The organism is Streptomyces sp. NPDC056580 (assembly GCF_042793175.1).
Classification (GTDB): Bacteria; Actinomycetota; Actinomycetes; order Streptomycetales; family Streptomycetaceae; genus Streptomyces.
Genome location: NZ_JBHTVE010000004.1, coordinates 487,131 through 497,485, shown reverse-complemented (window position 1 = coordinate 497,485; position 10,355 = coordinate 487,131). Strand labels below are relative to the sequence as shown.

Below are 10,355 nucleotides of genomic sequence, written 5' to 3'. Positions count from 1 at the left end.
ACCGACGTGCCCGGCAGGCGGCCGAAGGAGCAAGGAGACCGTCCCTCGTGGCGTCCCACCGTCGACCCAAGCAGCCCAGCCGCACGCGTGTCACCGTGCTGACCACCGCCGCCGCGGCCGCCGTCGTGCTGAGCGCGAACGCCGCCAACGCCGCCCCGAGCGAGAAGCTCGGCAAGGACGAGGTCAAGGCGAAGGTCGACAAGCTCTACGAGCAGGCCGAGCAGGCCACCGAGAAGTACAACGGGGCCAAGGAGAAGCAGCAGAAGCTGCAGAAGGAGATCTCCACCATCCAGGACAACGTGGCCCGGGGCCAGGAGGAGCTGAACAAGCTCCGCGACGGCCTGGGTTCGCTGGCCACCGCGCAGTACCGCTCCGGCGGCATCGACCCCTCGGTCCAGCTCTTCCTGTCCGCCGACCCGGACGACTACCTCGACAAGGCGTCCACGCTCGACCAGTTGAGCGGTCAGCAGGTCGAGGCGCTGAAGAAGATCCAGGACAAGCAGCGCCAACTCGCCCAGGAGCGGGCCGAGGCCACCGAGAAGCTCAAGGACCTGGCCTCCACCCGCACCGAGCTGGGCAACAAGAAGAAGGAAGTCCAGGGCAAGCTCGCCGAGGCGCAGAAGCTGCTCAACACCCTGACCGCCAAGGAGAAGGCGGCCCTCGCCGCCGAGCAGCAGCGCGCCAACCGCTCCTCCAGCGAGCGCGTGGACCTCGGCAACGACACCTCCGCCTCCGGCCGGGCCGCCGCCGCCTTCTCCGCCGCGCAGAGCAAGATCGGCTCGCCCTACGTCTACGGCGCCACCGGTCCCTCGTCCTACGACTGCTCGGGCCTGACCTCCTGGGCCTACGCCCAGGCAGGCGTCTCCATACCGCGCACCTCCGAGGCCCAGGCTGGCATCGGCACCCGCCTCACCCGCAGCCAGCTCCAGGTCGGCGACCTGGTCTTCTTCTTCAACGACCTGCACCACGTCGGCCTCTACGCCGGCAACGGCCAGGTCCTGCACGCCCCGCGCACCGGCACCGTCGTGCGGTACGAGTCCATGGACACCATCGGCGGGCCCTTCATGTTCGGCGTCCGCGTCTGACCCGCCTCACCCCGTGACGGGCGGCACCGGCCGCCGGCTCAGTGGTGCGGCACGACGGCCACGGGGCAGCCGACCTGGCGTATCACGGCATGGGTGACGGGGCCCGTGCGCGATCGCCGGGCGGCCGGTGAGACGACGGCCCACCACGAGCAGGCTCGCACCCGACGCGGCCCGCACCAGCGCGGTGGCCGGCTTCTCCGGCGCGGGCGTCGCCGCCGTCCACCGCCTCTCAGCGGACGCGCGGGCGGCCCTCGGACACGTCGTCCCGGTCCTGCCGCGCGGGGATCTCCCCGGTCACCTCGTCGTGGACGCCGGGGCCGGGCCTCAGGAAGACCTGGAGCAGGTCGCGCCGGGTGACGATGCCGACCAGCCGGTCCTCCTCGTCGACGACGACGAGCCGTGCCACGCCCCGCTCGGTCATGGTGCGGGCGGCCTCGGCGACGGTGGCCTCGGCGTGCACGGTGACGGGCGGCCCGGTCATCAGCTGACCGGCCGTGCGGGCCCCGCTCGCGGCGGCGCGCCGACGGGCGGCGCCGGTCGGCGCCGAGGCGGGCGCGACGCGCCGGCGGGAGGGGCCGGGCGACCCGGCCCGAGGCGCCGCCAGGTCGGTCTCGGACAGGACTCCGACCACCTTCTCGCCCTCGTCGATCACCGGCAGTCCGCTGATCCGGTGTTCGGCGAACAACCGTGTCACTTCCTCGAAGGGGGTGCCGTATGCCGCCCGGACGACCTCGGCGGTCATCACGGAGCCGACCTTGTCGTGCCTCATGGTGCTCCCTCCCTCAGCCTCGGTTCCCGTTGCGCTCAGCCGTGGGCCACGACGGAGACGTGCGGTCGCCTGGTGCGGTACGTCCCGGGTCACCGGACTGGTGTGGGTACCCACGGCGGAGCGGCGGATGCGCCGGCCGGCGACGACCGGGGAGGCCGCACGGGCGGCGCGGCTCTCGGCGCGACCGTCGGTGCCCGCCGGGAGGATAGGCGGCAGGGTGCTCCCCACTTCCCGTCCGGGGACCGTCCGGCCCCGGTGCCGGCGTCGTGGAGAAGGGGTCCGCCATGGCAGGGGCCGCCGGTCCCCCGGGCGGGCCGATGGTCCTGGTCGCCCGGGGCCACCCGGCCACATCCCGAGGACGCGCGTCACCCCCGGGGGGAGGGACGCCGGACGCCGCCTCGGGCGTGCTGGACGGCGGGGACATCGTCATCCGCGGCCATGACGGCGCGGCCCTGACCGCGCACGCCTGGGACGGCGACGGCGCCGGTGTCGTCGCCGCCTACGAGGCCGACGTCGTCGCCCCGGACAGCCACCTGGGCGGGAGCGTGGTGGCGACCGGTTACGCCAGGCTGGTGACCGATCCCGCCGAACTGGCCCGCTACCGGGCCCTGCCGGCGCCCTGGACGGGGCACGCCATGGACCGCGCCGTGCGGATCAGTCCCGATCTGATCACCGGGGTCCGGCTCACGTCCGGCGCCTGACGGGCGGGACCGCGCGGCCGGGGCGGCGTGGCCCGCGGGCGGATCGTTGCCAACCTCCGGCGCATAACAGTAGATTTCGGGCAATCATTTCGAGATGACACCGGCAGGCGGGGCCCACGGATGAGCGCGCAGGGATGAGCACGGACGACCGCGTCGCGGTGACGACCGGGGTCGCACAGCACCCGCCGGGCCCGGACACGCCGGGCCCGGACGACTGCGCCCGGCGCGACCCGGACCGCGGTCCCTCCGGGACCGGCCGCCGCCCCGTCGCCGACCTGCTGTGGGCGTCCGACTTGCCGTGGGCGTCCGACCTGCCGCGGCGCGCCGTCGACGCGTGCGAGGCCCCGACGCCCCTGTGCGGCCCGCCGGCGGAGCCGGGCCGGCGGGCCGGTGACGACGTGCTGCCCCACTGCTGACACCGGGAAGGACGACCCCGTCGATGACCGACCTCACGACGACCCCGCGGACCGCGGTCCGGGGCTTCCGCGCGGGCGACGGACCTCCGCTGGTGGAGACGTGGCGCCGGAGCGCGCCCGCCGACGCCGTCACGGCGGACCGCTTCCGCTCCCTGGTGCTGCTCGACCCCAACTTCGACCCGGAAGGGCTCCGGGTCGCCGTCGACGGCGGCCGGGTCGTCGGCGCCGCCTACGCGGTGCGCCGGCTGACGCCGCTGGCCGGCACCGACCTGGAGCCGCGGCAGGGCTGGATCCCGTTCTTCTTCGTCGATCCGGCCGCCCGCGGCCGCGGCCTCGGCCGCCGGCTGCTGACCGAGGCCCTGGACTGGCTGCACGGGCACGGCCGCACCCGGGTGGACTTCTCCTCGTACACCCCCGACTACGTGCTGCCCGGCCTGGACGCCGAGGAGTACCCGCGGGCCGCCGCGCTGCTGGAGTCCCTGGGCTTTCGCACGCTGTACGAGGCGACGGCGATGCACCGCGCTCTGGTCGGCTACCGAGTCCCCGGGGACGTCGTACGCCGGCTGGGCGAACTGACGGCGTCCGGCCACCGGTTCGCCACTCCGTCCGACGACGACCTGGTGGACCTCCTCGCGCTGGCCGGCGGACACTTCGGCCCGGACTGGGCGTGCACGATCCGCGCGTGCCTGACCGCGGGCACACCGCTGGACCGGATCGTCGTGGCCCGGGACCCCGCCGGGCGCATGGCCGGCTGGGCGATGCACGGGGCGTTCGACGCGGTGGACGAGCGGTTCGGCCCGATCGGCGTCCGGGAGGAGATGCGCGGCACCGGGCTCGGTGAGGTCCTGCTGCACCTGGTCCTGGAACGGATGCGGGCGCGCCGCGCGCACTCGGCGTGGTTCCTGTGGACCGGGGCGCGGTCACCGGCGGGCCACCTGTACCGCAAGGCCGGCTTCAGCGAGACCCGGGTCTTCCGGGTGCTGCGCCGGGAGACCGCCCCGTGACACATGCCCGCCGGCCCGGCGCCTCGGGCGGGCTGGGCCGCCGTCACTTCGCCCTCGCGCTCACCTCGGCGCTGCTCGCCTCCGGGTGCGCCGCCCGGCGCCGGGGCACCGGACGGGCCGGGGACCCGGTCGAGCTGACCCTGCTCTCGCACTACGCGAGCGGGGAGCTGAAGCAGGCCCTGCAGGGCCCGGTCGACGAGTGGAACGCCACGCACGACCGGGTCAAGGTGCGGACCGAGGCGGTGGAGTTCACGGACCTGCTGACGACGTTCATGGTCCGGCAGGCCGCGGGCCAGGGCGCCGACATCCTCCACCCGTACTGCCTGTGGAACGGCCAGCTCGTCCGGGCCGGCGTCCTGCGGCCCGCTCCGCCCGAGCACGCCGAGGAGATCGGACGCGGCTACGGCGAGGCGGCGGTCCGGTCCGCGTCGGTGGCCGGCCGGGTCTACGGCTACCCCACCGAGGTGCAGACGTACGCGCTCTACTACAACAGGCGGCTGCTGCGCGCGGCCGGCCTCGACGGACCGCCGCGCACCTGGCGGGAGCTGGAGGACGCGGCCCACCGCACCGCCCGGCGGGACCGGTACGGCAACACGCTGGTGCAGGGGTTCGGCCTGTCCACGTACGACGACTCCACCACGGTCGGCCAGACCCTCGCCCTGCTCAACGCGGCCGGCGGCAGGTTCGTCTCCGCGGACGGCCGGAGCACCGCCATCGACTCGGCGGCAGGCCGGGCCGTGTTCGACCTGGAGCACCGGCTCGTGGTCACGGGCGCGAGCGCGCCCGGCGTCAACGTCTACCAGGCGTTCCCGTCCGGGCAGGTGGCCATGGTGGTGGGCGCCGGCTGGTGGACCGGGAGCCTGAAGGAGCTGATGGGCGCCGGCTACCGGGACGTCGGCGTCGCGCCCGTGCCGCTTCCCGGGGCGGACCGCGAGCCCGGGACGCTCTCCACCGGCTTCATGCTGGGCGTCAACGCGGCCTGCGAACACCCGTGCGAGGCCTGGGAGTTCCTGCGCTGGCTCAACACCGAGAAGGTGGGGGTGAAGGGCGCCGGCAAGGATGCGGCGGCGACCCGGATGAGCGCCCTTCAGGTGTCGGTCGGCTCGCTGACCGGCCGCGCCGACGACATGCGGACCCTGCTGAGCGGGGGCGGGGATCCGAACCTGCGTTGCTTCCTGGACGCGCTGGCGTACGCGGTGCCGGAGCCGAACGTGCCGGGCGCGCAGCAGGCCAAGTCGCTGCTGCGCAAGAACATCGAGGCCCTGTGGACCGGCCAGCGGTCGGTGGACGAGGCACTGCGCGCCACCCGCCGCCAGGTCGACCAGGAGGTGTCCCGCTCATGGTGAACACGCTGGCGCCGCGGACCGCGGGGCGGACGGCGCGGGACGCCCGGGACGCCGGGCCCGGGGCCGCCGCCCGCCCCGGGCGGGCCCGGCGCCGCCAGACCGCGGTCGCCTACCTCTTCCTGGCGCCGACGCTGCTGTTCTTCGCGGTGTTCCTGTTCCTGCCGCTCGGTTTCGCGCTGCTGCTGTCGATGTCCCGCTGGACCGGGTTCGAGCTCGCCGACATCGAGCCGGTGGGCCTGGACAACTTCGCCCGCCTCTTCGCGGACGGGTCGACCTTCCTGACCCCGGTCCTCACCAACACGCTGCTGTACGCGCTGGGCACCGTGGTGCTCGCGCTCACCGGCTCGGTGGTCGTGGCCACCTGCATCGACAAGCTGCGGTTCCAGGGGCTGTGGCGCACCCTGTACTTCCTGCCGATCGTCACGACCGTCGTCGCCGTCGGCAACGTGTGGAAGTACATGTACGAGCCGGGCGGCCTGGTCAACGGCGTGCTGAACGCGCTCGGGGTCGGCTCGGTGGCGTTCCTGCAGGACCCGGGCACCGCCTTGCCCTCGGTCGTGGTCGTCCAGGCCTGGGCCTCGGTCGGCTCCGCGATCCTCGTCCTGACCGCCGGGCTGAAGTCGGTCCCCCGGTCGTACTACGAGGCGGCCGAACTCGACGGCGCCGGGCCCGTCACCGTCTTCCTCCGGATCACCCTGCCACTGCTGCGGCCGTCCCTGCTGTTCGTGTGCGTGACCCAGTTCCTGACCGGTCTGCAGTCGTTCGCGCTGATCACCGTGATGACGAAGGGCGGGCCCGGCGACGCGACCGCCGTCGCGGCACTGGAGATGTACCGGCAGGCCTTCGGCTACGGCGACTGGGGCACCGCGAGCGCCGCCGCCTTCGTGCTGTTCCTGGTGGTCCTCGTGGTCACCCTGGCGCAGTTGCCGCTCTTCCGGCGCGAGGGGGAGGACGCGTGATCCGCCGCCGTTTCCCGTGGCTGTCGTACCTGCTGGTGGTGAGCGGCGCCGTCGTCACCATGGTGCCCTTCCTGGACATGGTGATGACGTCCTTCAAGGGACCCGGCGAGTCCGGCACGCTGCCGTACCGGTTCCTGCCGAAGGCGTTCGACCTGTCCAACTACCGGGCGGCCGTCGAGCAGCTCGACCTTCCGGTGCTCTTCCGCAACAGCGTGACCGCCACCGCGGTGATCACCGGTTCGGTGCTGCTGACGTCGTCGCTGGCCGGCTACGCCCTGGCCAAACTCCGCTTCCCCGGCAGGGACTTCGTCTTCCGCCTGGTGCTGTCGACGATGATGTTCCCGCCGTTCCTCTTCTTCGTCCCGCACTTCCTGATCCTGGTGCACTGGCCGCTGGCGGGCGGCAACGACCTGTTCGGCCACGGCGGCGCTGGCCTGACCGTCAGCATCGTGGCGCTCACCATGCCGTTCCTCGTCAACGGGTTCGGGATCTTCCTGATGCGCCAGTTCATGGTCTCGATCCCGGACGAGGTGCTGGAGGCCGCGCGGATCGACGGGGCCGGCGAGTTCGCGGTGTGGTGGCGGATCGTGGTGCCGCAGACCAAGCCGGTCGTGGTCACGCTCGGGCTGCTGACCTTCGTGGACGCCTGGAACGAGTACATCTGGGCGCTGCTCGTCTCGACCGCCGACCCGGACGTGATGACGCTGCCCGTAGGCATCCAGCTCCTGCAGGACCACGTCGACCCGGCCCGCACGATGCCCGTCGTCATGGCCGGCCTGGTGCTGAGCGTCCTGCCGGTGCTGACCGTGTTCCTGCTGCTCCAGAAGTACTACGTCCGGGGGGTCATGCTCAGCGGGCTGAAGTGAGCGGCCCTCCCGACAGGACGTGCGCCGGGAGTGGGCACACACTGGATCCGTGCGGAGGCGAGCCGCCGGAGGAAGCGCCGCGCCCGCGTTCACGAGGAAGGCCGGAATCATGGTCCAGACATCTTGGACGACGCAGGGCGTCTTCACGGGGCCGGGAGGCGTCCGCACCGACGAGGCCGGGATCGTCACCGGCGATCTGACCGTGCACACCACATGGGACGCCAGGCAGGCCGTGGTCCGGGTCCAGTACACCGGGACCTCCCTGTGGTACACGCTGACCGGGAGCCCGGTGCCCTGCTCCTCGCAGCCGGAGAGCAGGGACCTGCACCAGGCGGTGGTCGAGGCGGTCCGGGCGGGCGGCGGAGCCACGGTCCCGCGCTACGACCGGCAGTGGGCGCGCCCCTGACCCAGCGCGCGGGGCAGCGCGCACAGGTAGTGGAATATTCAACGAATTCGCTCCGTTGTGGCCGTCGAAGGAGGTCACAGTGGAGACGCAACGAGTGGACACCACGTACTACGACCACGGCACCCCGGCCGAGCGCTGGGAGCGCGCCCGGCTGTTCTTCGAGGCCGAGGACTACGCGGCCGCGGCGCGGGTGCTGGCGCGACTGGTCGAGGAGGTGCCGGAGCAGACCGGGCCCCGGCTGCTGCTGGCCCGTGCCTACTACCACTCCGCCCAGTTGCGCCGCGCTGAGGCCGAGCTGAGGATCATCGTGGAGCGGGACCCGGTGGAGCACTACGCCCGGCTGATGCTGGGCCGCACGCTGCAGCGGCAGGCCCGGCACGCCGAGGCGGCCCCGCACCTGCGGATCGCCGCCGCGCTCGCGGGTGACTTCCCCGAGGAGTGAACGACGACGCCCCGGGGCCCGGTTCCGGTGGGAACCGGGCCCCTGCCGCTGCCGCACTCGGGGCGCGCTCCGGCACCCCGGGCCCCGGGGAGTTGGCGGCCGGCACCGCGCGAGCCGGGCGGGCATGGCATTCTGTCGCGATGGCACCTCCCAGCGATCAGGCCCCTGTCGCCGAGCGGGTCGAGGAACTCCTCGCCGCCGGCGGCCCCTTGCCCATCGTCGCGGCCGGCCGGCCGGTCCTCAGGCGCGGCACCGAGGCGTACGACGGCCAGCTCGGCCCCGCCCTGCTGGCCCGGTTCGTCGAGGCGCTGCGCCTGACCATGCACGCGGCACCCGGCGTGGGCCTGGCCGCGCCGCAGGTCGGGATCCCGCTGCGGATCGCGGTCATCGAGGACCCGGCGCCGGTTCCGGAGGAGGTGGCGCGGGCCCGCGGCCGGGTGCCGCAGCCGTTCCGGGTCCTGGTCAACCCCTCGTACGAGCCGGTGGGCAGCGCCCGTGCCGCGTTCTTCGAGGGCTGCCTGAGCGTGCCGGGCTGGCAGGCCGTGGTGGCCCGGCACGCCGAGGTGCGGCTGCGCGGCGAGGACGAGCACGGCGGCCCGCTGGACGAGGTGTTCACCGGCTGGCCCGCCCGCATCGTCCAGCACGAGACGGACCATCTCGACGGCGTGCTCTACCTCGACCGCGCGCAGCCGCGCTCGCTGTCCACGAACGAGGCGGTGGCGGCGCTGTGGGCGCAGCCGGAACCGCGTGCGGCGGCCGAGGCGCTCGGCTTCGAACTGCCCTGATCCCGCGGCTCAGTTGTCCCGGTAGGCCTCCAGCAGCCGCAGCCACACCTCGCTCAGCGTCGGATACGACGGTACGGCGTGCCAGAGCCGGCCGACCGGGACCCGGCCGACGACCGCGACGGTGGCGGAGTGGATGAGCTCGCCGACGCCGGGGCCGACGAAGGTGACCCCGCGCAGGATCTCCTCCTCCAGGTCGACGACCATGCGGGCGCGGCCCTTGTAGCCGTCGCCGTACAGGCCGGCGCCCGCGACCGAGGAGAACTCGACGTCGACGGCGCGGACGCGGTGCCCGGCCTGTTCCGCCTCGGCCAGGGAGAGCCCGACGGCGGCGGCCTCCGGGTCGGTGAAGACGACCTGGGGCACGGCGTGGTGGTCGGCGGTGGCCGCGTGCGCGCCCCAGGGCTCCTCCGCCGGTTCGTTGCCCGCGGCGCGCGCGGCGATCGCGGCGCCCGCGATCCGGGCCTGGTACTTGCCCTGGTGGGTGAGGAGGGCGCGGTGGTTGACGTCGCCGACCGCGTACAGCCAGTCGGTGCCGGCGACCAGGAGGCTGTCGTCGACGTCGAGCCAGGAGCCGGGTTCCAGGCCGACGGTGTCCAGGCCGATGTCCTCGGTCCGCGGGGAGCGCCCGGTGGCGAAGAGGATCTCGTCGGCCTCGATGCGGTCGCCGGCGCCGGTGACGGCCACGACCGTGCCGTTCTCCCGGGAGACGGACTCCACGGAGGTGCCGGTGCGGACGTCCACGCCCGCCTCGGTGAGCGCGTCGGCGACCAGTTCCCCGGCGAACGGCTCCATCCGGCTCAGCAGGCCCTTGCCCCGCACCAGCAGGGTGACCCGGGAGCCGAGGGCCTGCCAGGCGGTGGCCATCTCGGTGGCGACCACTCCGCCGCCGACGACGATCAGCCGCCCGGGGGCCGACTTGGCGCTGGTGGCCTCGCGGCTGGTCCACGGCTTGACCGCGTCCAGGCCCGGCAGGCCGGGCAGCCGGGCGCTGGTGCCGGTGCACACGGCCACGGCGTGCCGGGCGGTGAGCGTGGTGACCGTGCCGTCGGGGCCGGTCACGGTGACCGTGCGGGGGCCGGCCAGTCGGCCCTGGCCGCGGTACAGGTCGGCGCCGATGCCCTCCAGCCACCGGATCTGGCCGTCGTCCTGCCAGTGCGAGGTGTAGTCGTCCCGGCGGGCGAGGACCGCGGGCGTGTCGAGGGGGCCCTGCACCGCTTGCTCCAGGCCGGGCAGGCGGCGCGCGTCGGCCTGGACGATCACCGGCCTGAGCAGCGCCTTGCTGGGCATGCACGCCCAGTACGAGCACTCGCCGCCGACCAGCTCGCTCTCCACGACCGCGGTGGTGAGGCCGGCCGCACGGGTGCGGTCGGCGACGTTCTCCCCCACGGGCCCGGCCCCGAGCACCACGACGTCGTACGCGATGGATTCCGTTTCCGTCATGGGGTCAGTCTGGTGGGTGGTTGGCGCGGAAGCCACACGGGTAGTCGCGCGGGACACGCGCGTGTCCGCACGGAACACTCGTGGAATAGGCGGCCGGGCCGCCGTGTTTCCGCCGACGGCACACCCCACACCAGGA

The 10,355-nt window shown here is 73.9% G+C and carries 12 protein-coding genes and 1 pseudogene; 10 read left to right on the top strand and 3 right to left on the bottom strand.

Features of this window, described 5'->3' with window-relative positions:
* The first annotated feature begins 47 nt into the window (after positions 1-47).
* The gene (locus tag ACFQ9Z_RS11140) at positions 48-1,085 is read left to right on the top strand and encodes an NlpC/P60 family protein (RefSeq protein WP_383014320.1); all 1,038 of its coding nucleotides are present in this window, start codon (positions 48-50) and stop codon (positions 1,083-1,085) included.
* A gap of 38 nt (positions 1,086-1,123) precedes the next feature.
* Here ACFQ9Z_RS11140 and ACFQ9Z_RS11135 read toward each other — a convergent pair.
* Together ACFQ9Z_RS11135 and ACFQ9Z_RS11130 are read right to left on the bottom strand one after the other, a co-directional pair.
* Positions 1,124-1,280 (bottom strand): annotated as a pseudogene (locus ACFQ9Z_RS11135) (universal stress protein); the annotation flags it as partial.
* A 34-nt stretch (positions 1,281-1,314) separates the two neighbouring features.
* Positions 1,315-1,854, bottom strand: coding sequence for a CBS domain-containing protein (locus tag ACFQ9Z_RS11130; RefSeq protein WP_383014316.1), 540 nt, complete (start codon positions 1,852-1,854; stop codon positions 1,315-1,317).
* Between the two features lie 284 nt (positions 1,855-2,138).
* On the opposite strand from ACFQ9Z_RS11130, the gene ACFQ9Z_RS11125 reads away from it, so the two are divergent.
* The 9 genes from ACFQ9Z_RS11125 (at position 2,139) to ACFQ9Z_RS11085 (ending at position 8,779) form a co-directional block, all read left to right on the top strand.
* On the top strand, positions 2,139-2,555 hold the full coding sequence (locus tag ACFQ9Z_RS11125; protein ID WP_383014313.1) for a pyridoxamine 5'-phosphate oxidase family protein: 417 nt from the start codon (positions 2,139-2,141) through the stop codon (positions 2,553-2,555).
* A 134-nt stretch (positions 2,556-2,689) separates the two neighbouring features.
* Positions 2,690-2,971: a hypothetical protein gene (locus ACFQ9Z_RS11120; RefSeq protein ID WP_383014310.1), complete on the top strand. Its 282-nt coding sequence runs from the start codon at positions 2,690-2,692 to the stop codon at positions 2,969-2,971.
* 23 nt (positions 2,972-2,994) lie between these two features.
* Entirely contained in the window at positions 2,995-3,975 is a 981-nt protein-coding gene (locus ACFQ9Z_RS11115; protein WP_383014307.1) for a GNAT family N-acetyltransferase, read from the top strand.
* Positions 3,972-5,321: an ABC transporter substrate-binding protein gene (locus ACFQ9Z_RS11110; protein WP_383014304.1), complete on the top strand. Its 1,350-nt coding sequence runs from the start codon at positions 3,972-3,974 to the stop codon at positions 5,319-5,321. Before ACFQ9Z_RS11115 ends, ACFQ9Z_RS11110 begins: the two co-directional genes overlap by 4 nt.
* Positions 5,315-6,280 carry a carbohydrate ABC transporter permease gene (locus ACFQ9Z_RS11105; protein ID WP_383014301.1) on the top strand — a complete coding sequence of 322 codons (966 nt, stop codon included), beginning with the start codon at positions 5,315-5,317 and terminating at the stop codon, positions 6,278-6,280. The genes ACFQ9Z_RS11110 and ACFQ9Z_RS11105 overlap by 7 nt, the downstream gene beginning before the upstream one ends.
* Entirely contained in the window at positions 6,277-7,146 is an 870-nt protein-coding gene (locus ACFQ9Z_RS11100; RefSeq protein WP_383014298.1) for a carbohydrate ABC transporter permease, read from the top strand. The genes ACFQ9Z_RS11105 and ACFQ9Z_RS11100 overlap by 4 nt, the downstream gene beginning before the upstream one ends.
* Positions 7,147-7,255: 109 nt before the next feature.
* Positions 7,256-7,552: a hypothetical protein gene (locus ACFQ9Z_RS11095; protein ID WP_199212972.1), complete on the top strand. Its 297-nt coding sequence runs from the start codon at positions 7,256-7,258 to the stop codon at positions 7,550-7,552.
* A 94-nt stretch (positions 7,553-7,646) separates the two neighbouring features.
* Positions 7,647-7,994 (top strand): tetratricopeptide repeat protein, encoded by a 348-nt coding sequence (locus tag ACFQ9Z_RS11090; protein WP_383014484.1) that lies wholly within the window; start codon positions 7,647-7,649, stop codon positions 7,992-7,994.
* Positions 7,995-8,134: 140 nt separating this feature from the next.
* Entirely contained in the window at positions 8,135-8,779 is a 645-nt protein-coding gene (locus ACFQ9Z_RS11085; protein ID WP_383014294.1) for a peptide deformylase, read from the top strand.
* 9 nt (positions 8,780-8,788) lie between these two features.
* Here the strand turns inward: ACFQ9Z_RS11085 and ACFQ9Z_RS11080 are convergent, their stop codons facing one another.
* Positions 8,789-10,219, bottom strand: a complete 1,431-nt coding sequence (locus ACFQ9Z_RS11080; protein ID WP_383014290.1) for a dihydrolipoyl dehydrogenase family protein — start codon at positions 10,217-10,219, stop codon at positions 8,789-8,791.
* Positions 10,220-10,355 lie beyond the last annotated feature (136 nt).

Excerpts from the sequence above, each read along its gene's own strand:
- ACFQ9Z_RS11130 (WP_383014316.1), bottom strand. The coding sequence starts at position 1,854 with ATGAGGCACGACAAGGTCGGCTCCGTGATGACCGCCGAGGTCGTCCGG.
- ACFQ9Z_RS11125 (WP_383014313.1), top strand. The coding sequence starts at position 2,139 with ATGGCAGGGGCCGCCGGTCCCCCGGGCGGGCCGATGGTCCTGGTCGCC.
- ACFQ9Z_RS11120 (WP_383014310.1), top strand. The coding sequence starts at position 2,690 with ATGAGCACGGACGACCGCGTCGCGGTGACGACCGGGGTCGCACAGCAC.
- ACFQ9Z_RS11115 (WP_383014307.1), top strand. The coding sequence starts at position 2,995 with ATGACCGACCTCACGACGACCCCGCGGACCGCGGTCCGGGGCTTCCGC.
- ACFQ9Z_RS11105 (WP_383014301.1), top strand. The coding sequence starts at position 5,315 with ATGGTGAACACGCTGGCGCCGCGGACCGCGGGGCGGACGGCGCGGGAC.
- ACFQ9Z_RS11095 (WP_199212972.1), top strand. The coding sequence starts at position 7,256 with ATGGTCCAGACATCTTGGACGACGCAGGGCGTCTTCACGGGGCCGGGA.
- ACFQ9Z_RS11085 (WP_383014294.1), top strand. The coding sequence starts at position 8,135 with ATGGCACCTCCCAGCGATCAGGCCCCTGTCGCCGAGCGGGTCGAGGAA.
- ACFQ9Z_RS11080 (WP_383014290.1), bottom strand. The coding sequence starts at position 10,219 with ATGACGGAAACGGAATCCATCGCGTACGACGTCGTGGTGCTCGGGGCC.